The sequence below is a fragment of the uncultured Thiothrix sp. genome, assembly GCF_937876535.1.
Taxonomy (GTDB): Bacteria; Pseudomonadota; Gammaproteobacteria; order Thiotrichales; family Thiotrichaceae; genus Thiolinea.
The window spans coordinates 46167-68263 of the sequence record NZ_CALFHZ010000015.1; the positions used below are offsets into that span (position 1 = coordinate 46167).

Annotated in this window: 21 protein-coding genes; 10 read left to right on the plus strand and 11 right to left on the minus strand. The window is 44.3% G+C overall.

The features are described 5' to 3' along the window. Window positions 1–23 precede the first annotated feature (23 nt). Entirely contained in the window at window positions 24–518 is a 495-nt protein-coding gene (locus Q0230_RS08415; protein WP_298609462.1) for a low molecular weight protein-tyrosine-phosphatase, read from the minus strand. 359 nt (window positions 519–877) lie between these two features. Between Q0230_RS08415 and chrA the strand changes: the two genes are divergently transcribed. Further along, window positions 878–2170 (plus strand): chromate efflux transporter, encoded by a 1293-nt coding sequence (gene chrA / locus Q0230_RS08420; protein ID WP_298609502.1) that lies wholly within the window; start codon window positions 878–880, stop codon window positions 2168–2170. A 134-nt stretch (window positions 2171–2304) separates the two neighbouring features. Here the strand turns inward: chrA and Q0230_RS08425 are convergent, their stop codons facing one another. Continuing rightward, window positions 2305–3348 carry a DMT family transporter gene (locus tag Q0230_RS08425; protein ID WP_298609463.1) on the minus strand — a complete coding sequence of 348 codons (1044 nt, stop codon included), beginning with the start codon at window positions 3346–3348 and terminating at the stop codon, window positions 2305–2307. 217 nt (window positions 3349–3565) lie between these two features. On the opposite strand from Q0230_RS08425, the gene Q0230_RS08430 reads away from it, so the two are divergent. Next, the gene (locus tag Q0230_RS08430) at window positions 3566–4609 is read left to right on the plus strand and encodes a hypothetical protein (protein WP_298609464.1); all 1044 of its coding nucleotides are present in this window, start codon (window positions 3566–3568) and stop codon (window positions 4607–4609) included. Window positions 4610–4624: 15 nt separating this feature from the next. On the opposite strand, the gene Q0230_RS08435 is transcribed toward Q0230_RS08430, so the two are convergent. Beyond that, window positions 4625–6049: a PLP-dependent aminotransferase family protein gene (locus Q0230_RS08435; protein ID WP_298609465.1), complete on the minus strand. Its 1425-nt coding sequence runs from the start codon at window positions 6047–6049 to the stop codon at window positions 4625–4627. A 164-nt stretch (window positions 6050–6213) separates the two neighbouring features. Between Q0230_RS08435 and Q0230_RS08440 the strand changes: the two genes are divergently transcribed. Beyond that, on the plus strand, window positions 6214–6480 hold the full coding sequence (locus tag Q0230_RS08440; RefSeq protein ID WP_298609466.1) for a DUF1127 domain-containing protein: 267 nt from the start codon (window positions 6214–6216) through the stop codon (window positions 6478–6480). Window positions 6481–6586: 106 nt separating this feature from the next. After that, entirely contained in the window at window positions 6587–7663 is a 1077-nt protein-coding gene (locus tag Q0230_RS08445; RefSeq protein ID WP_298609467.1) for an acyltransferase, read from the plus strand. Here Q0230_RS08445 and scpB read toward each other — a convergent pair. The 5 genes from scpB to Q0230_RS08470 form a co-directional block, all read right to left on the minus strand. After that, window positions 7630–8160, minus strand: coding sequence for an SMC-Scp complex subunit ScpB (gene scpB / locus Q0230_RS08450; RefSeq protein ID WP_298609469.1), 531 nt, complete (start codon window positions 8158–8160; stop codon window positions 7630–7632). The two genes, Q0230_RS08445 and scpB, sit on opposite strands and share 34 nt — an antisense overlap. Continuing rightward, a complete protein-coding gene (locus Q0230_RS08455; RefSeq protein WP_298609470.1) occupies window positions 8157–8906 on the minus strand; it encodes a ScpA family protein in 750 nt (249 codons plus the stop codon). The genes scpB and Q0230_RS08455 overlap by 4 nt, the downstream gene beginning before the upstream one ends. Window positions 8907–8972: 66 nt before the next feature. Further along, complete coding sequence (locus Q0230_RS08460; RefSeq protein ID WP_298609471.1) at window positions 8973–10193, minus strand: tryptophan--tRNA ligase; 1221 nt, start codon at window positions 10191–10193, stop codon at window positions 8973–8975. Between the two features lie 12 nt (window positions 10194–10205). Then, window positions 10206–10880: a site-2 protease family protein gene (locus Q0230_RS08465; protein WP_298609472.1), complete on the minus strand. Its 675-nt coding sequence runs from the start codon at window positions 10878–10880 to the stop codon at window positions 10206–10208. Then, on the minus strand, window positions 10881–11507 hold the full coding sequence (locus Q0230_RS08470) for an L-threonylcarbamoyladenylate synthase (protein ID WP_298609473.1): 627 nt from the start codon (window positions 11505–11507) through the stop codon (window positions 10881–10883). It abuts the gene before it with no gap. Window positions 11508–11654: 147 nt separating this feature from the next. Between Q0230_RS08470 and Q0230_RS08475 the strand changes: the two genes are divergently transcribed. From Q0230_RS08475 to Q0230_RS08490, 4 genes are all read left to right on the plus strand, one after another. Further along, window positions 11655–12278 carry a septation protein A gene (locus tag Q0230_RS08475; RefSeq protein ID WP_298609474.1) on the plus strand — a complete coding sequence of 208 codons (624 nt, stop codon included), beginning with the start codon at window positions 11655–11657 and terminating at the stop codon, window positions 12276–12278. 1 nt (window position 12279) lies between these two features. Next, the gene (locus tag Q0230_RS08480; protein ID WP_298609475.1) at window positions 12280–12579 is read left to right on the plus strand and encodes a YciI family protein; all 300 of its coding nucleotides are present in this window, start codon (window positions 12280–12282) and stop codon (window positions 12577–12579) included. Between the two features lie 29 nt (window positions 12580–12608). After that, entirely contained in the window at window positions 12609–13592 is a 984-nt protein-coding gene (locus tag Q0230_RS08485) for a peptidylprolyl isomerase (protein WP_298609476.1), read from the plus strand. Window positions 13593–13701: 109 nt separating this feature from the next. Beyond that, window positions 13702–14730, plus strand: coding sequence for a folate-binding protein (locus tag Q0230_RS08490; protein WP_298609478.1), 1029 nt, complete (start codon window positions 13702–13704; stop codon window positions 14728–14730). A 55-nt stretch (window positions 14731–14785) separates the two neighbouring features. Here the strand turns inward: Q0230_RS08490 and Q0230_RS08495 are convergent, their stop codons facing one another. Then, window positions 14786–15826 carry an isocitrate/isopropylmalate family dehydrogenase gene (locus Q0230_RS08495; RefSeq protein ID WP_298609479.1) on the minus strand — a complete coding sequence of 347 codons (1041 nt, stop codon included), beginning with the start codon at window positions 15824–15826 and terminating at the stop codon, window positions 14786–14788. 252 nt (window positions 15827–16078) lie between these two features. Between Q0230_RS08495 and aceK the strand changes: the two genes are divergently transcribed. After that, the gene (gene aceK, locus Q0230_RS08500; protein ID WP_298609481.1) at window positions 16079–17821 is read left to right on the plus strand and encodes a bifunctional isocitrate dehydrogenase kinase/phosphatase; all 1743 of its coding nucleotides are present in this window, start codon (window positions 16079–16081) and stop codon (window positions 17819–17821) included. Between the two features lie 493 nt (window positions 17822–18314). On the opposite strand, the gene Q0230_RS08505 is transcribed toward aceK, so the two are convergent. After that, entirely contained in the window at window positions 18315–20330 is a 2016-nt protein-coding gene (locus tag Q0230_RS08505) for a hypothetical protein (RefSeq protein WP_298609482.1), read from the minus strand. Between the two features lie 43 nt (window positions 20331–20373). Then, window positions 20374–21660, minus strand: coding sequence for an ATP-dependent 6-phosphofructokinase (locus tag Q0230_RS08510; RefSeq protein ID WP_298609483.1), 1287 nt, complete (start codon window positions 21658–21660; stop codon window positions 20374–20376). Between the two features lie 35 nt (window positions 21661–21695). Between Q0230_RS08510 and Q0230_RS08515 the strand changes: the two genes are divergently transcribed. Continuing rightward, window positions 21696–22097, plus strand: a complete 402-nt coding sequence (locus tag Q0230_RS08515; protein WP_298609485.1) for a PGPGW domain-containing protein — start codon at window positions 21696–21698, stop codon at window positions 22095–22097.

Consider the following 22097-nt stretch of genomic DNA (forward strand, 5'->3'; position numbering starts at 1 on the left):
TTAAAAACGCATAGAGCGGTTAGTTAAACTAGCCGCTCTATGTGATGGATACGAATTAAGTGTGCTAGCAACCCTTCTGAGGCATCCTCAATCATATCTAGCACACGTTCAAACCCTTGTGAACCGCCATAATAAGGGTCAGGCACTTCACGCTCCCGCCAGCGACTAGCGAACTCCATAAAAAGCTGGAGATTTTTTGCATTCCGAGCTTGGGTAAAACGTTGTAGTGTGTGTAGATTATTCAAATCCATCGCTAAGATATAATCGAAATCGCTGAAATCAGCGGCTTGCACCTGACGAGCACGTTGTTTGGACAAGTCAACACCTCGTCCTAAAGCAGCCTGCTGGGACCGATTGTCCGGCTGATTGCCAATATGATAAGCATGCGTACCTGCTGAATCTATGCGAATGACCTGCTTTAGGCCAGAACGCTGTACCAGGTTTTCAAATACACCCTGCGCAGTGGGTGAGCGACAGATATTTCCCATGCACACAAAAAGAACACTAACTTTTTCCATAAATTCAAAACCTTATATTTGAAGACCAAAGCTGAAATATAGAAACAAGATGAGCCTTAGCAAGTTACTCTTAACAATAAACTAAGTAAATTTCGCTTATTTTAGCTCAACATCACCCGCTCAGATTCATTATGTGACTAACCAAAGAGATTGCTAATCACCTTTAAAACTTTAGTACATAGCCTTCAGAGCCTAATCTTGGCTTTCTACGCCGATGATCATGGGTGCATATTTTTAATAACTGTTTTTAGCTACCACTACTCATTGAATAAGCTCTATTATGCCTTCTCCACCAAGGAGAACCGGTCTTGAACAATCCCCTACAGACTCCACCCACACCAAACTTAAAACAGGCCTTCATGTATTGGTTCAAGTTAGGTTTTATTAGTTTCGGTGGCCCTGCAGGGCAAATTGCTATCATGCATACGGATTTAGTGGAAAAGAAACGTTGGATTTCCGAGCAACGCTTTCTACATGCGCTCAACTACTGCATGCTATTGCCAGGGCCAGAAGCTATTCAGTTAGCGATCTACATGAGTTGGCTCATGCATGGCGTTTTAGGCGCTATTCTTGCCGGCGTTTTATTCTTCTTACCAGCGTTTTTGTTGCTTTCCGTGTTGGCAGGGGTTTATTTAGCTTGGGGTGATGTGCCTTTAGTCGCCGGTATTTTTTATGGCATTAAGCCAGCTGTAGTGGCAGTGGTCTTATTTGCAGCCTGGCGAATTGGCTCTAAAGCCCTCAAGAATGAACTGCTTTGGGGGATTGCTGCTCTTGCCTTTCTTGGTGTTTTCGTATTTGGTATTAGTTTTCCGTGGATTGTACTCGCAGCGGGTATCCTAGGCGCAATAGGTGGAAAATTAGCGCCCAATAAATTCAAGGGTGGTGCTGGACATGGCGCATCCCACAAAACCTATGGAGCCGCTGTTATTGATGATCATACCCCGACCCCAGACCATGCTAAATTCTCTTGGATGAAACTAACTGCCACAGTGGCTATATTCATTGCCATCTGGGGTTTAGCCATATGGTTCATCGCTGGCCAACCAACCCTCAGTGATATGGGGATTTTCTTCACCAAGGCTGCCTTCCTGACCATTGGTGGAGCCTATGCGGTTCTGCCTTATGTGTATCAAGGTGGAGTTGAACATTATACTTGGTTGACAGGCGCACAAATGATGGATGGATTAGCTTTAGGTGAAACAACCCCTGGGCCCTTGATTATGATTGTCACTTGGATAGGTTATTTGGGAGGTGTAGCCAAACAAGTAGCTATAAATCCTATAGTTGCGGGCTTTATGGGCGCAGCAGTTGCTACTTTTTTCACTTTCCTGCCCTCATTTCTATTTATCCTAGCAGGTGGCCCCTTAGTAGAAAGCACCCGAAATAATTTGAAATATATCGCGCCCTTGACCGGTATTACCGCTGCGGTGGTCGGTGTTATTCTAAATTTAGCCGTCTTCTTTGCTTGGCATACTTTTTGGCCTCAAGGAACTGTCACAACCCCTTTTGCAGGTAGATTTGACTGGTTTTCCTTAGTGGTAGCAATCGCAGCTTTCTTAGCACTGTGGAGATATAAACAAGATGTGATGAAAGTCATCGGTGTTTCGGCGTTTTTAGGTTTGGCCTACACTCTTATCAACGGCGTAAACTGAAATAGAACGAACCCTATCCGCCGGATAAACTTGTAATTGCACTAATTTTATCTGTGGTGCGCAACGAGCTATTTTAAGCCGCTCTAGTCTTTAAATCTTACCTTGAGTAACTGCTATTCATCACTAAATTCCCTTCAATGCTGATGATGAGCATCTGGATAATGTGCGTGGGTATGACTAAGCGGCTGATGTTGATGCCAATGTGTGTGTTTCTCGCCTAAGTTTACTGGAAAATCATGAACATGCTGATGATGCTCATCGTGGATGTGGCTATGTTCATGCTCTAAGCTGGGGTGATAATGCTCATGGCTGTGGTATTCAGTGAGATGTAGCCAGACACCTAAAGCCATAAGCCCACCTGCCAAAATCAAACTCCAAGTAATCGGTTCATTGAGCAGAACAATCGACAGAATTGCCCCAAAAAAGGGGGCAACTGCAAAATAAGCACCAGTACGAGCAGTACCTAAATGCCGCAGGCCTACAATAAATAAACTTAAGCTCACACCATAAGCCAACAAGCCAAGGCTCAAAGCACTCAATAGAATCGTAGTTGAAGGGAGTTGTGCCCCCATAAATAAAGCTAAGCTTAAATTGACAGTGCCTGCCACTAAGCCTTTCACACAAGTCAGAGCGGTTGCGTCATTAAGCGAAACTTTACGCGTTAAATTATTATCTAAGCCCCAGAGCAAACAAGCTACCAATACCGCTAAAGCAGGCCAGATACTGCCGAAACTTAAATCATTCGACCCACTCAAAAGCAAGGCACCCGCCACAATCACGAGCATACCCAATAAAATACGCCGATCTACATTTTCGCGAAACACTACCCACGCTAGAACTGCAGTAAATACCGCCTCAGCATTCAATAATAACGAAGCACCCGAGGCTGGCATGGCTTTCAAGCCTAGCAATAACAACACTGGAGCCAATACCCCACCAGCTAAAATGGCAGCTAATAACCAAGCCAACTCCGCTTTCGGTAAAGACAATTTAGGCAAGCCGCGTACTCGCCGATAAATAAATAAACCTAAGCCTGAACCCAAATATAATAGTCCAGCCAATAACCAAGGATGAATCTCACCCAGTAAGAACTTAGCTAAGGGGGTACTTGCCCCAAATAACACAGCTGCTGTTAACGCTGCTATCACCCCGGGTGATTTGTGAAAATTTACCAACATACTTGAGTAGCTTTACCTTAAACCATGAGTTTTAAAGTGTAGCACTAGCCAGAACAACACTCTAAACGCTTGAGCTTTCTTATTTTTAGGGATTAACCTAGTCTCGATTATTTATTATATAAATTAATTTAGTATAAAAATTATTTGCTATAAGAGCTAAAACTAGAACTGTATTATCATAGAAAATACTGATCACAATAAAATATGGGCTAAGAAAATGAAAAATCTAAGTGTGCTAGGTGCGCTGTTCGTACTAACTGGTTGCACAGTCGTGCCTATTCCCCTCAATACTGCTTTATTACCTGGTTTAGTGCCTCAGTCGCCCCCTACCCATCGCGCCTTACAAACTGAAGTAGGCCTGCCCGTTTTACCCGATCCTGATGCTAGAACTACAATTGTGCCACCACCACTCAGCCCGACGGCGAGTATGGACAGCACAACACCAGCAGCAACCGTGACAACACCACTCCCAAATACCACCAGCAACTTACCGCTAATTACCACGAATGTAGCCGCCTCTGCACAAGATATGACAGCGATTGGCGAGCGCATTTTTCGGAATGAAACCAATGGAGATGCCACTAAATTATTGCGCTGGAATTCCCAAGGTAATTTCGCTGACTTAGGCATTGGCCATATGGTTTGGTACCCAGCCAATCAACGCGGTAGCTACATTGAAACCTTCCCTAGCTATTTGAAATATGTACAAAGCAAAAATGTCCCCTTACCCACTTGGCTAGCGAATCGCCCCAGTGATGGTGGACCTTGGGCAAATAAAGCAGCATTTGAGCGAGCTAAAGATGATAAGCAAATGCGCGAGCTGGCTAAATTCTTAGAAAAAACGGTAGGCTTGCAAGCTGCTTTTATGACTGATCAATTACGCAGAAATATGCCTGCGATGGTACAAACCTTACCGCCCCAATATCGTCAAGCGGCGTTAAATAATTTCCAACTTATGGAAAAAACGCCGGGGGGTATGTATCCAGTTTTAGACTATATGATTTTCCAAGGTGCGGGTACCAGCAGTAATGAACGTTATAACGGGCATGGCTGGGGCTTGTTACAAGTACTGTTGAATATGGAAGGTGTCCAACCAGGCCCTAATGCTTTAGCCGAATTCATGCGCTCTGCAGGTGATTCGATTACCCACCGTGTTGCAGCAGCTCCTGCTGATCGGCACGAAGCACGCATGCTTGCAGATTGGCAAACCCGCGTGCGTACTTATAAAGTAGCAACTCGCGTCGGTGTGGCAAATCGCTAAGTTATATTCTCCTAATTATTTCCCGTTCGCATTGGAGGTCAACATCTGTTTGACCTCTTCTCCAAGCAATTTCACCGCTTCTAAAGCAGCCGCTTCAGTACCCCGCGCATAATTCAAGCGTATACAATTTCGGTATTTACCTGAGGCAGAGAAAATCCCCCCTGGTGCAATTTTAACGCGATGCTGTTCCATTCGTTGAGCTAAGACAATACTATCAACTGAGCTAGGCAACTCTAACCAAAGCATAAAACCACCTTGAGGAAAGCTTGCGCGGGTTTCTTCAGGGAAATACTGCTGTACTTGACGCACAAAAGCATCCCGACCAGCTTGGTATTGCAAACGCATTTTCCGTAAATGCCGTTCGTAATACCCCTGTTCAATAAACTGTGCAATAGCCATTTGCGTGAGCATTACAGTTGAGGCCGTGCCGATATATTTCATATGCAAAACCCGCTCTCGATAGCGTCCTGGCAGCACCCAACCTACCCGCAAACCGACAGCCAAAGTTTTGGAAAATGAACTACATAGAATCACGCGCCCTTCTTTATCAAAAGAATAAATGGTTTTAGGCCGTGGTTGTCGATACCCTAACTCTCCGTAAATATCATCTTCAATGATCGGTAAATCATAAGTTTGTGCCAATTTAAGTAAGCGCTGCTTATTCTCATCTGACATAGAACCACCGAGCGGATTACTGAAACTGGGAACAACTAAAATCGCCCGCACAGGCCATTGATCTAAAGCTAACTCTAAAGCATCTAAGCTTATGCCCTCGGTAGGATGGGTGGGAATCTCTAAAGCTTTTAGACCCAGCGCATTGAGCATCTGCATTAAGCCATAAAAACTAGGTGATTCTATCGCCACCACATCACCCGGTTTAGTAATTGCCTTTAAACTAATCGATAAAGCCTCCTGGCAACCGGTCGTGGTAATCACATCCTCAGGATGCACGCTAGTACCCGAACTTAAGCTCAAATGTGCAATCTGTTTACGCACCTCTAAGCAGCCCGGCAAAGTATCATAGGCCAGAATCCGCTCATCTTTCGCCATGTCAGCTAAGAGGCGTTGTACTGGCTTCAGTGTGCTGGTCTGTAAATCACAAATGCCACGCCCCAAATTCAACATACCATCCGCAAAACGATTGGAGAGCAATTGTAAAACCTCAGGCCACTGTGACACTTCTACTGGATATTGGGTAAAACGACTCACCTGCGGCATCTGTATCGGTTGCTTACGCACTTTTACATAAAATCCAGATTTTGGGCGTACTTCTACCCAATTCTGCTGTTCTAATAACCACAACGCTTGCTGAGCAGTGGCAATACTCACTTGATGCTCAGTGCTTAATTGCCGTACTGAAGGCAACTTGGTTCCGACTAGATAAAAACCTTGCTCAATCCTTTGCTGGAGGGTTTCAGCGAGTATTTCGTACAGTTTCATTTTATTTAGCATGACAGTTAGTAAATTCGCACAGATTAAGTCTGAACCATCCTTTACAGACTAGATTGGCTCAATCTGTAGTAGATAAAATAGCAATAACCTAAATCTGTAATCAATGGTTTTTTAGACTTATGCTAACTCCAGACTAATTTGGAGTATGAAGAATGAAAAACTCAAGCCAACCCAAGCTTTTTACTGATGAGCTAGATGAGCATAAAACCTTTAATTTGCATAGCTTTGTCGTAGCAAGCCTAGTACAGATTTGGCAAATGCTTAGCTATGCCTATACAGCCTATGTCCGAGTCGTTTGGTTGAAGCAGCGTCAAAGAACACGTTTACATCTTTTAGACTTAACAGATGATCAACTCAAGGATATTGGTATTAGTCGAGCTGAGGCTAAACAAGAAGGTAATAAATTTTTCTGGGAATGAAGCTCTACCCTTTAAAGTCTAATTAAGACCATTAATACTTAAGAGCTACTTTTTTTCTCTAAACCTTACTACATAACTGAGTAAGGTTTAGCTTGAAGGTACTCGAATGCAACAGCGTGTCAATGAAATCGATCTCTTGCGATTTATCGCTGCGCTAGCGGTGGTCTTTTTCCATTATGCCTTTCGGGGTTATGCAGCCGATGATTTAAGTATTTTACCCTATCCACTACTTGCGCCTTTGGCTAAATATGGCTATTTAGGCGTTGAATTATTTTTTATGATTAGTGGTTTTGTCATTCTAATGACTGCTATAGCCACTAATGTCCGAGGTTTTGTTATTTCTCGTGCGAGTCGCCTTTACCCAGCCTTCTGGATTGCCTGCACCCTTACCTTTATAGTGACATTCTATTTAGGAGAACCCCGCTTTAAGGCTAGCTTTACGGAATATTTAGGCAATATGACCCTGCTTGGGGAGTTTATCGGCATTAACTCGCTAGACGGCTCTTATTGGTCCCTCTTCATTGAGCTACGCTTTTACTTTTTGATTGCCCTGCTCTTAGCCTTGAAGAAAATTCACTATGCACAAACCGCCTTAATCGCTTGGTTAGTTGTAAGCTTCGCTTTAGAAATCAAACCGATTGGTACTTTACGTGCAATCTTTATCACTGAGTACGCAGCTTTTTTTATTGCAGGTGCAACCTGCTTCTTAATTTGGGCAGAATCCCTTTCTATAAGCAAAGGTTTAATGTTGCTAAGTGCTTGGGCACTCTCGGAATATGAAATGCTCAGCTCATTACCTGCACTGGAACAACATTATCAAACCACCTTCAATCCACTTACGATTATTGGCATTGTGAGTAGTTTTTTTCTAATCCTATTTCTCATTGCTCAGCGCTGGACTGGTCTATTTGCACATAAACGCTGGCTGGTTTTAGGCGCTTTGACTTACCCACTCTACCTAATTCACCAAAATATCGGTTATATGTTATTCAACCAGCTCTACTCAAATATCAATCCACATCTACTGTTTTGGGGCACTTTAGGCTTAATGCTCATACTAGCTTATGGTATTTATGCTGTATTTGAAAAACGTCTAGCTAGACAGCTACGTCAACTCTTAGGGCAAGTTTTAAAGATAAAACCCGCAACTCACATAACAAGTTCTTTAAGCTCTTCAAGTTGAGGCAAGTCTTCTAGCGACTTGAGCTTAAAATAATCCAAAAACTGCTTAGTAGTGCCCAATAACTCAGGTCGACCGGGTACTTCTTTATGCCCTAATACCCGAATCCATTCGCGCTCCAGTAAGGCTCTAAGCACATTTGCATTCACTGCTACCCCACGAATTTCTTCGATTTCTGCACGAGTAATCGGTTGACGCCAAGCAATTAACGCTAGTGTTTCTAAAAATACCCGCGAATATTTAGGAGCTTTCTCTTCTTGATGCTTAATAACCCAATGGCTATAAGCTTGCTTAGTTTGTAAGCGGTAACCACTAGCGGTTTCGATCAGCTCAAAACTACGTGTTTGCGTTTGCTCAGCTAATTGTTTTAAACCCTGTTTGAGAGCTGTTTTATCAATAGCTTGTTCTTCAGCAAAGAAACTTGCGAGCTGTTCTAAACTGAGAGGTTTATCAGCGGTGAGCAAAATGGCTTCTAGAATTAAGGCTAGCTCAGTATTCATGCAGACTCCGCTGTGGCCAAACGAATATATAGAGGTGCGTAAACCTCATCTGCCTGACTGATTTCGATCACATGCGCTTTCAATAACTCAAGAATGGCCATTAGGCTGACCACTACCCCACGCCGACCTTCTTCAAGCGTAAATAACTCACTAAAAGCAAGCTCAGATTTAGCTTGTAGCGCCAGCAACACTTTGGTCATGCGCGCTCGAATCGATAAAGGCTCACGTTGTACTTGATGGCTTTTGAATTGAGCAGCCCGCTTAAGAACCGCTTGGAACGCAACTAATAATTCTTTTAAGTCTACTTCAGGCAGAGGTTTATCCTGTTTCGGAACTTCCATAGCCGTTTGAACTTGCCAATGTTCGCGCTCTAAACGTGGCAGTTGATCCAAGGCCTCTGCCGCTTGTTTGCACTGCTCATATTCTTGCAAACGCCTAACTAACTCAGCACGCGGATCATCCTCTTCCTGTTTTTGACTGAGACGAGGCAGTAATAAACGTGATTTGATTTCTGCCAGCAAAGCCGCCATTACTAAATACTCGGCAGCTAAATCTAGCCGGAACTCCTTCATCAGCTCTACATAATCCATGTATTGGCGCGTGATTTCGGCAATGGGAATATCGCGAATGTCTAGATTCTGTCGTTTAATTAAATACAGCAGTAGATCTAACGGACCCTCAAAAGCATCCAAAATGATTTCTAAGGCATCAGGCGGGATATAGAGATCTTCAGGAAAACGATGCACTGGCTCCCCTCGCACTAAGGCGAGAGGTAGCTGATGGGGTAAGGGAATCAAACAGGCTGACCAGTCTTAATGATGGTGAGTGAAATGCACTGCCTCAAAAACATCGCGCATGGTTTCACGCGCTACTTCGCGAGCAGCCTCCGAACCTTCACGCAAAACTTTACGCACCCGCTCCCGATCATGTTCGTATTCAGCAGCACGTTCCTGTATTGGCTTCAACTCTGCCTGTACGCCTGTAATCACCGGACGTTTGCAATCAATACAGCCGATACCTGCTGAACGACAACCTTCTTGTACCCACTGGCGGGTGGATTCATCTGAATACACCTGATGCAATTGCCACACCGGACAATTCTCAGGATTACCGGGATCAGTACGCCGCACCCGTGCTGGATCCGTTGGCATAGTACGGATTTTCTTTTCTACATCCGCAGGGTCTTCACGCAGGGAAATCGTATTGTGATAAGACTTCGACATCTTCTGCCCATCTAAGCCGGGCAGTTTCGATTCTTTGGTTAAAGCGGCTTGGGGCTCGGGCAGAATAATTTTTCCAGTGCCTTCTAAATACCCAAATAAGCGCTCACGATCACCTAAGGATATATTTTGTTGGCCTTCTAACAAAGCACGTGCTTTACCCAAGGCTTCAGCATCACCACGCTCTTGATAAGCTTTACGCAGATCACGGTATAGATTCGCGTTTTTCTTACCCATTTTATCGGCAGCTTGCTCCGCTTTTTCCTCAAAACCTGGCTCACGCCCATATAAATGATTAAAGCGGCGCGCAATTTCACGGGTTAATTCAATATGTGCTACTTGATCTTCACCCACTGGCACTAAATCGGCTTTGTAAATCAAAATATCCGCTGATTGCAGGAGTGGATAACCTAAAAATCCATAGGTAGCTAAGTCTAAATCGCGCAGCTTTTCCTGCTGATCTTTATAGGTCGGAACCCGTTCTAACCAGCCCAAAGGCGCAATCATCGAGAGCATTAAATGTAATTCAGCATGCTCAGGCACATGGGACTGCACAAACATAGTCGCGGAGCTTGGGCTAATTCCGGCTGCAAGCCAATCAATCGCCATATCCTCAACATTGCGTGCGACATCGTAAGGTGAGGCATAATGTGTAGTTAAAGCATGCCAATCCGCCACGAAGAAAAAGCACTCGTGATTAAGCTGCATATCCACCCAATTTTTCAGCACACCATGATAATGTCCAAGGTGTAACTTACCTGTGGGGCGCATCCCCGAAACGATTCGCTGATTCTGCAATGGCGTTGTGTTCACGTCCGCAATCCTTTAAAGAAAAATACCTGCAATCAAAGAGTACAGTGCGCCAATAATAGGTCCAATCACTTTATCCAGCACACCAAAGTATAACAAGGCAATCACAATCAAAAAGCCATAAGGCTCTACTCGATCCAAAACATCTGCTATGTTTCTAGGTACAAACCCGCTTAAGACTCGCCCACCGTCTAACGGTGGAATCGGTACTAAGTTCAGCACCATCAAAATTAAATTAAATACCAAACCAATCTGCGCCATCGTCAAAAAGCCGGAAGCAATAGCCTCATCGGGAATGACCGCCGCAAAAACTGTAAACATGACGGCCCAGAAAATTGCCATGAGAAAATTCGCCAAAGGCCCACCCACCGCCACAATCGCCATATCCCGGCGTGGTTGTTTGAGATTGCGCGTATTCACCGGAATGGGCTTAGCCCATCCAAACGCAAATGGTGTTCCTGTAGTAGCTAGGGAAAACACCAGCATACCAATTGGCAAGACGACCGTACCAATCGGGTCAATATGCTTGAGCGGGTTCATCGTTAAACGCCCCAGCATTTTTGCGGTGCTATCGCCTAATTTATTCGCAATCCAACCATGTGCAACTTCATGCAAAGTAATTGCAAATAACACCGGAATCGCACCCGCTGCAATCAGAAATATGATCCGTTCAACATCCATGCCTTCCATTTAATGCTCCACTAGCCAATCGATTTCCCCTTTGCCTTGACGGAGAATAGCTGGACGCTCACCGGTTAAATCAATCACTGTGGTTGGATCATGTCCACAAAATCCACCATCCATGACTAAATCGACTTGGTGCTCAAGATACACCCGAATTTGATAGGGATCAGTCATAGGTAAGTCTTCATTGGGCAGAATCAAGGTACTAGAAACTAAAGGTTCATTAAGTTCTTGTAAGAAGGCTTGAGCGACCACATGATCTGGAATGCGAATCCCGATAGTTTTGCGTTTTGGGTTTTGTAAGCGTCGGGGTACTTCCTTAGTTGCTTTCAAAATAAAGGTATAGGCACCCGGTGTTAAGGTCTTTAACAAGCGGTAATTAATATTATCCACTTGTGCATAGTGGGAAATTTCGGATAAATCGCGACAGACCAGAGTGAAATTATGCTTGTCATTCAACTGACGAATCCGCTGAATGCGCTCCATTGCCGCTTTGTCATCTAACAAACAACCAATAGCATAACTAGAATCAGTCGGGTAAACTACGACCCCACCATCACGTACAATATCAACAGCCTGCCGAAGTAGACGCTTTTGCGGATTTTCCGGGTGAATTTGAAAATATTGGCTCATGAGGGCTGTGTTGTTATCGTTTAAAAAAGCAGGATTTTACAGGTTAATGCTAAGAAATACAGTGCAAGCTACGGCTTAAGCCCAGTCTGCATTCAATAAAATGATGGTTATGACCTTAGAACTGCCTCCAGTAAAGATTCAAGCATTATGAAGTTTTTCTTTGATTTTTTCCCTGTTTTGCTATTTTTTTTAGCCTACAAGCTGTTTGGTGATATGCCACCTGCTCTGATTACAGCAGCGAATCAGATTCCATTTGTTGAGCTATCACAAGCCGAACCTAAACATGCAATTTTATTTGCAACCCTAGTGATTATCCTTGCCACCCTAGCGCAAAATATTCTGCACTATTTAGTTTATAAACGCTTTGAACGCATGCATTTAATCTCTTTAGGTATCTTGCTTGCCTTTGGCAGCCTCACTTTAATCCTGAAAGACTCGGTCTTTATTCAATGGAAAGTAACTGTTTTTAATTGGATTTTTGCTCTTGTCTTCATCGGTAGCACCTACGTGGGTAACCGTAAGCCACTTGTAGAGCGGATGATGTCTAGCGCTATGCAAGTCCCTCCTCAAATATGGACAAAAGTTAATTGGATGTGGGCTGGATTTTTTGTTTTTATTGGCGTGCTGAATCTAGTGGTTGCCTATAATTTTAGCGAAGCGATTTGGGTGGACTTTAAATTATTTGGAATTCTAGGGCTGACTTTGGTTTTTGTGATCGCACAGGCCTTCTATCTGCAACGGCATGTGATTGAAACCAGTAAGGAACCCTAAAATGTTATATGTGATTATTGGCGAAGATTATCCGCAAAGCTTAGCGAAACGTTTAGCCGCACGCGCTGCCCATCTTGAGCGCCTACAAGCTTTACAAGCACAAGGACGTTTAATCCTTGCAGGCCCTAATCCTGCAATTGATAGTAATGATCCGGGTGAGGCAGGTTTTACAGGCAGTATCATTATTGCTGAATTTGAATCATTAACCGCAGCCCAAACTTGGGCCGATACTGACCCTTACGTGGCTGCGGGCGTTTACCAACAGGTAAGCGTAAAACCCTTTAAAAAAGTTTTACCATAAGAGCCTATTGTTTAAGGAAATTGATAAAGATGCGAATCATAACTAACACATTAATCGCAAGTAGTTTAATTGGGCTGGTGCTGGGTCTGAATACAGTCAATGCAGAAGATGCTAAACCAGCTGCCGCCGCTACAACGGCAGCACCTGCTACTACTCCTGCGGCTGCTCCTGCAACAACTGAAGCTAAACCAGCAGGTTCAGATGAAATTATTGCGATTGTAAATGGTGTTGATATTAAGCGTGATACGCTCAACACCTTAATGGATATGGCCAAGCGTTCAGGTGCTGGCGACCAAGTTGACGAAAAAACGATGCTTGAAGATTTAGTCGTCACTGAGCTGGCTCGCCAAGAAGCGAACAAATCTGGTTTAGCTGAGCGTGAAGATGTTCAAGAAAAATTGAATAACTTCAAAGACAAATTAGTGCTGAATACTTGGATGCAAGAAAAAGCGGCTGCTTTAAACATCACTGATGATGAGCTGAAAGCTGCCTATGACAAAGCCACTTCGCAAATGTCTAAAAGCGAATATAAAGCACGTCATATCCTAGTAAAAACTAAAGACGAAGCGAAAGCTGTGATTGACGAGCTGAAAGCGGGCAAAGACTTCGCTGATTTAGCTAAAGCGAAATCCACTGATACATCCGCGCAAATGGGTGGCGATTTAGGCTGGTTCAAAACTGACAGCATGGTAAAACCTTTTGCTGAAGCAGTTGCTGCCATGCAGCCTGGTCAAACTAGCACTGAGCCAGTTGAAACTCAATTCGGTTGGCATGTCATCAAATTGGAAGAAAAACGTGATGTGAAGCTGCCTGAGTTAGAAAATATGAAGCCACAGCTCAAACGTCAAATTGAGCAAGAAAAGATGATGGCTTATATGAAGGATTTACGTGCTAAAGCCGATGTGAAAGTTTTATTGAAAGAGGAGGCTAAACCAGCCGCCGCTGAAGCACCTAAAGAAGAAACTAAAGAAGCAGCCCCAGCCGCTGCTGCTGAACCTGCTAAAACTCAATAGTTGAGTTAAGTTGTCACTCCCTGATCCCTTGTGCGATCAGGGAGTTCTCGACATTTTCTGCTAGCCGCGCTACCGTTTTAAGCATTAACAATAATGAGAGGACGCGTGCATGAAGCCAGAATGGAAAAGCTTTCTGATTGAACAAGGTGCCGAATTCGACGGCTCTACTCTCTTACACTTCGGCAATCCCGAACGTGAACGCCGCATCCCCCCACAAGGTGCTGTGCTGTGTGATCTTTCCCACCAAGGCTTGATTAGCGTTACCGGCTCTGATGCAACTTCTTTTCTGCAAGGCCAACTGAGTAATGATATTAACCAAGTCACTGAGTCGCGCGCGCAGCTCAGCTCCTATAGCTCACCGAAAGGCCGCGCGTATACTACCTTCCAGATTATGCAGCGCCAAGGAGTTTATTACTTAGCCCTCTCTAGCGATATTTTAGAAGCAGTACTCAAACGTTTACGTATGTTTGTGATGCGCTCCAAAGTAGCTTTAGAAGATGCAAGCGAAAGCGTGGTGCATTTTGGCTATGCTGACCCTCAAGGCGAACAGCGCTTAAAAACAGTACTGGGTAAGTTCCCAGAGCAGAATCTAGAGGTGGTACAACTGGGTAATCTAACGATTGTGCGTCAAGCCGCTAGTGTGCCTCGCTTTGAGATTTATGGCGAATTAGAGGATGCATGCCAATTGTGGAATCGCTTGAGTGTCCATGCCGCTGCAGTTGGCCCCGCAGCTTGGGATTATTTTGATATTGAAGCAGGCATCCCCAAAGTGACTGCCGCCAGCATGGAGGCTTGGGTTCCACAGATGATTAATCTACATCTGATCGATGGAATTAGCTTTAAGAAAGGTTGCTTCCCCGGTCAAGAAATCGTTGCGCGTTTAAAGTATTTAGGCAAAAACAAACGGCAAATGTATCGAGTAGCCATTGAGGATGTGCATCAACCAGCCGTCGGTGCCAAAATCCAAGACAGGGATGGTGAAGAAGCAGGCGAAGTTTTAAATTCAGTGCTTAGCCCTAGCGGTGATCATATTGAAGCTTTGGCAGTTCTAAAAATTGCTGCTACCGAACAAGCCTTGAATTTAGCAGGCGCAAAGGTGCGTTTATTAACTTTGCCTTATAGTTTAGACAGTGAATAAAAAACAAACGCACCTCTAGGGTGCGTTTATTCTGTATCTAAGACAAATCCAAGGACTACAAGAAAGACTTCATCCGATCAATCACGACTTGGGTGAATTCATCCGTATTCAACTTACCTTTCAGATCACGGGTACATTCGCCCGCTTCAATCGCGCTTAATAAACCTAAACGTAAAGCATGGCCTAAGTCATAGCGATCCACATGATCTAATAACATACCGAAGGCTAATAAAACTGCAGATGGATTCGCAACATTTTTGCCAGCGATATCGGGCGCAGTACCGCCTGCAGGGTCGAACATGGCAATGTCAACGCTATAGTCATCATTGAAAGAGTAGTTACCGCTCGCACCAGTACCTAAGCTACCCACTAGACCACTGGCCATATCGGATAAGAAATCACCGTACTCGTTCAGAGTGACGATTACTTCATAGTCTTGGGGCTTCATGATGATTTTCGCGAGCAGTGCATCAAACAATTCAACATTGTGGGGCACATCTGCGTAATCAACACTGACTTTTTTCACAATTTCCTCAAACAGACCATCAGTCACTTTCTGGATGGTATGTTTAGAAGAAGAAGTCACTTTGTAGTTGCGCCCACCATAGGTTTGGCCTTTCTTACGGGCTAATTCAAACGCAAAATGGGCGGCTTGCATACAAGGACGGGTCTCAACCATGCGTACAGAGATTGCGCTATCTAAACCAATGCGTTGACCTGGATCATCATAAGTCCCGCCGGTTGCCACACGAATAATGTGCAGATTGACGTTTTCCTTAAAGTTGGAATTGATACCTTTAATGGAAATCACTGGCCGATAAATAACGCTGAAATTTAAGCGGCGGCGAATTAAAGCATTCGGGCTACGAGTACGGGTTTCAGTCGGATACTTTAAAGCTAATTTAGTCGCACGCATGGACTCTTCAGCTTCATCAATCGCTGCCATACCTTTCGCTTCGCGAGTGGCTACAGACCAGTCCACTGGCTTGAAACTAATATCGGCTGGTAAAGCTTCAGCTACTTGATGAATCGATGCGGCGATTTCTGGCCCAATACCATCGCCTAGTAATTCGGTAATTTCGATTTTTTTGCTCATTAAAGTTCCTCCTTAGGTGGTAATAACTGAAGACATTGATGAGTTATTTCTGCTGCGCAATAGTATACATACAACCCACTATTGTCGACAATTGATTCATTTACCTCCTAAAACAAGCTTAATTACCCCGAATTTGTCGACAAAACGCACCAAAACCAAGCAAGTTCCTGTTAAATGCTTACTAATGAGTAATTGTTGCGGCGCACATGGTGCTGCTATACCATTCCTGGCAATCTATTTAGGGCAGGCATTATGGAAGCATCTACCGGTCTCAGCCGCAATATCGCCACTACCATTCTTGAAGGCTTTAATCGCCACTTTAGTATTTTTCAACAAATTACCTCTGGTGCGCGCGAACGCTTTGAGCAAGCTGACTGGCATGCGGTACATGCTTCTTCACGCGAACGGATTACGCTTTATGATCAACGCATTAGAGAAACTATTACTAAAGTACGCGAGCTGTATGGTATTGCAGAGCTAGATACAGAGCTTTGGAAAGATACCAAACTCTGCTACATACATTTGCTGTCCTATCATCAGCAACCTGAACTCGCAGAAACTTTCTATAACTCGGTGTTCTGCCATCAATTTGATCGTATTTATTACACCAATGAATTCATTTTTATCCGTAATGCGATTTCTACCGATTATATTGAATCCACTGATTCGGAGCGGGTGAGCTATCAGTGCTATTACCCGAATGAGAGTGGTTTAATGGCAGCCATTCATCAAGTGATTCAACAAGCGGGCTTCACCGCACCTTTTGAAGATCTTGAGCGTGATATGCGCAGTATTCGTAAAGCAATTGTGAAACGTTTTCGTGGCAAACTAGCGCGCAAAACGCATCTAAACTTTCAGCTCAGTGTGATTTGTAGCCCCTTCTTTCGAAATAAAGCCGCTTATCTGGTCGGCCACTATATCAATGGACGCGAAGATGAAGGCTTTGCCTTAGCCGTTCTAAATAATGAACAAGGCCAACTGTATATTGATACTTTGCTGATTGGTGAAAAGCAGCTGTCGGTTGTATTTAGTTATTCACAAGCCTATTTCATGATTGAGCACCAAGTACCCTCAGCAATTGTAGATTTTTTACAAAAGATTCTCCCTGAGCGTACCCGTTCAGAACTGTATTCCTCGATTGGCTTACATAAACAAGGCAAATCCGATTTCTATCGGCATTACCTACATCACATGCGCCATTCCAGTGATAAATTTGTGATTGCACCCGGGATTCGCGGGATGGTGATGATGGTATTTACCCTGCCCTCGTACCGCTATGTATTCAAAATTATTAAAGATAAATTTGCCCCACAAAAAGAATTTACTCGTAAAGTGGTTGCTGAAAAATATCAGCTGGTTAAACGTCATGATCGGGTTGGGCGCATGGCAGATATGCTGGAATACTCCGACGTGTCTATTCCACAAGATCGAATTCATCCTGATTTATTACAGGAGCTTTTAGATACTTGCGCTAGTAGTATGGCTATTGTTGACGGCAAAGTGATCTTTAAGCATCTCTATATTGAGCGTCGGATGATTCCGCTGAATATGTATTTAGAAACCGCTACCGAATCACAATTAGAGCGCGTTATTCGGGACTATGGCAATGCGATTAAGCAATTAGCCGCTGCGAATATCTTTCCCGGTGATTTCTTATATAAAAACTTTGGTGTCACTCAGTTAGGGCGGGTAGTCTTTTATGATTACGATGAAATTAGTTATATGACGGAATGTAATTTCCGTAAAATTCCACCGCCACGCTTCCCTGAAGATGAATTTAGCTCTGAACCTTGGTATTCGATTGAACCGAATGATGTCTTCCCTGAAGAGTTTGGTACTTTCCTGTTAACCAATCCGAAGATTCGCAAAATCTTTATGAAATATCATAAAGACCTCCTCAGCGCGGCGTATTGGCAGAAGAAGAAAGATAATATCCTCAATGGTATTTATGAGGATGTGTTTCCTTATCCAGAGGGGCTACGGTTTAAGCGGTAGTGAAAATACTAAATTACAACTCTGACCTAATACACTTTTAGGCCAGATATGCCGTACATTTTGACTTTCACAAAGCTGGTTGAAATCGTAGACTTTCGGCAATACATCAACGACAGCTGCATCGGTGGAGACGTGGTACTAGATCAATTGTTACCCGTACTTCGAGGCCACTACGCCGCTAAACTTCAATCGTGTCAAGAAGATTGGGGCTGGTGTGTGTGGTTTAAAGCAGGTTTGGTCAAGCTGGAAATTGCTCTCTTCACCGAAGAACCGAAGCATTTTCACTTTAAAGTTTTGCTAACATCTTATAGGCCAAGATGGCTTCTCACTGATACGATTGAGGACAGTACCGAACTCGAACTTCTACGAAAACTCGTAGTTCAAGTATTGACTCATTGGAGTGTCACAGCTCTCACTGTGCAACAAGTCAACAAAACGTACTTGCCTATATAATCAGAAAAGGCTGGCACTGCTCTATGGTTAAATTTTTTTGCTAATAAGCTGAAACCTTTGTAACTGCAAGCGTCAACACCCGCCGATTCACTTCTGCCTGACTCGCTAAAACACCCAACAAACCTAAGCAATCCCGCCGCACCGTCTCAGAAATCATTGCATTATTTATGATATTCCAAGTATACAAATAAGCGGCTAATTTCTTTGAGAAATTTGGCTCTTGCGCAGGAAAGCTTTTCAGATAAACATCCAAAACTGGTGTTTTTCTACGTAGATCATTCAGCAGTCCTTGTGCCAACCCACTGGAGGCATGAACTAAGTTCGGTTGTTTTAAAGGCTGCTTCAAGCTCGATAAACTTAGACTCCATTTCGGGTCAGTCGGCAATACAATACAAGCGCCTAACGGCAATTGGCCTAAACTAAACTCCCCTTGGGCATTAGTCGTGGCTGTGTAGTAATTGTTAGAGTCAAAAAACAGATTAAAGCCTAAGTTAGCAGCGACTTGCCCTTTACCAGCAACCAAGACCTTTGCATCCAAATAAGCTGTTTTCACTAGATTATTCAGTTGCTGCGCTTCTAATAAAAACTTCAAAACTAATTCGCGGCGTTGATTGGCTAAGCCTAAATGCACTAAGGGTTGCACTTGAGCCTGCATAATCGCTAAACGTTTCATCGCGAAGCTGCGGATTGGGGAGTGATCTAAATCGACTAAACGAATATTTTCAGCCGAACGCGCTTGCAGGACTTTTAAAGCAGGCTGTAAAAACTTCTCGCCAATCGTTTGTTGCTCAGCGCCAACTGCGCCTAAAGGATGATTGTCGGGGCGGCCCTGAGTGAATTCTTGCACACGGGTTTGTAACCAGACTTCGAGTTGCTTAGCACCAAAGGGGTCAAATTGGCAGTATTGCCCCAGCGTCAGGCTCGAATAACTCGCTAAATAAGCATGGTAACGGAACTCAGTTAAGCCCACACCTAAGCGCATAAAGCTTTCAGGAATCGAACGGCGCATATCATTAATGCAGGCCTCCATTTGCGTGCCATCCACGCGCTTGACTTGATTCGGGCTTTGCACGGTAATGGGCGCATAATCCAAAGCACGCTGCTTCGGTTCATTGGCAAAGCCTAAAATACAGACCACGCCATCATCTGCGATATTGCCGCCAATCCGTGCGGGGTAAAGATTGATTTTCGGCAGTTCCCCACCAGCGACTTCTTGCAAAACATTGCCGGACAGTTCACAGCCATCCAGCACGCCCGCCAAGGAAATTGAATGCGCGCCCTTAGTCGCAATCAGATTATCGCGAATGCACAATTGGCGTTGCATCCCGTCACTGGCAAAAATACCTTGTAAAGGCCCCTTGGGAGCACTGATCTGGCAGTTTTGTACGGTAACATTTTCCATGATCGTACCGGCCATTTGATCAGCTAGGCGAAGATATTGATCTCCCTCACGTCGCCCCAAAGCGGGTGGAATCAGTTGAATCGCATCACGATGCGCATCGGTATAACTGCGCTGATCGCTAATCATTAAGCCATCCACCACTACATTATTGGTCCAAACACGCACCGCATCGGTTTGTTCAGGAGTCGTCAGCTCAATATTGTCTTTGCCTTTGAAGACCGCTAATTGCCCACTGAATAAGAGATTTTGTGGAGTCGCTGCAAATTCATCCCAATTGATGCAACTGGCTTGGCTACTTTCCTCATCGAGCATATATAAATAGTCGTTTTGCTTATCACTCGGTGCGAGGAACAAATCATTGCTAGCGGCTAAAGCTTTTAATTTAGCTGGGTAGTCAGCTAAAACTTGTTGAGCACTCGCAGCACGTTGTTGATAAGCCGCTAAATTCGCCTGCATGGTTGTGATTTTTTTCTCAATATCAGCGGGGGGCTGAGCAGAGTTTTTTAGAGTGATTAAATTTTGAATATAGGCGGGTAAATAATTCGGTGATTGGGGATCGAGATATTTGGCAGTCTGAGCTAAATCCTCATTTGCCTTTTTGAGCTGGCGCATATAATCGGACGCGAGCGTATGCCCTTGGATCGTTTCACTCATACCCCTACTCCCCTGTTTGTTTGACCCTAATTAACGCTTAAACTCAGCCCATGAGTTGTGGTTGCCCCGTATTCTCGCGCACACTAAACCACAACTCACCACTGGGATTCACCCAACGCCGCTGCCCTCTTAGGGCACGAATTGGCACATGTGTTAGTCGCCCATTCCAATCACCGATCATCATTCCGCCCTTACCCGCCATCGCTGCATGGACTGCTGCCCGCGCTAGTTGATCACAATAAAGCTGATCAAATGCGGTTGGCGGCGCAGAGCGAATCAGATAACTCGGCTCGATATACTTTAAGCCAAATGGCATCGGCAGTTTACTAAAATGCTCAGTGATGCGTGTTTTTAAATAAGAGCCAATATCCCCCAACTTCGCATTCCCTGAAGCATCTTGACCGACACCTTGGACTAAATCCTGCCCTGCCCCTTCAGCTACCACCACCACCGCATGATGACGATTCGCTAAGCGCTGCTCCAAAAGTGCCAATAGACCTGCTTTGCCTTCTAAACTAAATGGCACTTCAGGCAATAAACAAAAATTTGCATTCCCCGATGCCACACAAGCAGTCGCCGTAATAAAGCCCGCATGCCGCCCCATCAGCTTGACTAAACCGACACCATTTGGCATTCCCTTAGCTTCGATATTCGCGACATTGATGGCCTTGACCGCCTCGGCAACTGCAGTATCAAAGCCAAAGGTACGGCGCACATAGGGAATATCATTATCAATCGTTTTCGGAATACCAATAATGGAAATAGCGGCAGAACGCGCCCGCACTTCGTCCCATAAAGCCTCTGCACCGCGCATAGAACCATCGCCACCTATTACAAACAGCATATCAATCTTGCGCTTTTGCAGATTATCGACTAATTCAGGTGTGGCCGGTGTACCACGCGAAGAGCCTAACAGGGTACCACCATTGGCTTTAATACCGGAGACAAGATCAGGGTTCAAAACCAAAGGCTCGCTGCCTTGATTACCAAGGCCATGATAACCATAGCGAATCCCTAGAATGTCTCGACAGCCATAAACATGCCATAATTGCATGACGAGACCACGAATCACTGCATTTAATCCTGGGCACAAACCACCACAAGTGACAATCGCAGCACGGGTTTTGCTGGCTTCGAAAAAGAGTAATTCACGCGGCCCTGCAAGTTCTAGCGTCTCTGTGGTTTGCAAGGCAAAACCACTATCTTGGCAGTGCACTTCAGGTTGCAACAATAAGCGTTCGTGTTCAGCCCGATAGCTAAAATTCAGTAAACGATGCAAGGGATTGGGATACTGACACACGCCTAATTGATCAATACTAAAATCCGTCACAATGCATCCTTAAACAACAGGGAAGGAAAAAATAGATGTTAGACAATATCACAGACTGGCTAATACAACACGATACACTCTTATACTGGATCGGCAGTATTTCACTCTTAATGTTTGTCCTATCTTTGTTGCTCCTACCTATCTTGATTAACAAAATTCCTGTCGATTATTTTACACAAACAGGCACTAAACATAAGGTCAAGTTATTAAGCCCGATCACTATGGTACGCAATCTATTGGGTCTTCTTATGCTGTTGGCGGGGGTAGCTATGTTGGTACTACCGGGTCAAGGCGTTTTAACTATGCTGATTGGCCTGACTATTATGAATTTTCCGGGTAAATATTCATTAGAACGTTGGGTAGTGACTCGCAAAGGGGTATTAGAGGCTCTAAACTGGATTCGGGCAAAGAGTGGCGTGGCACTACTTAGAATTTAG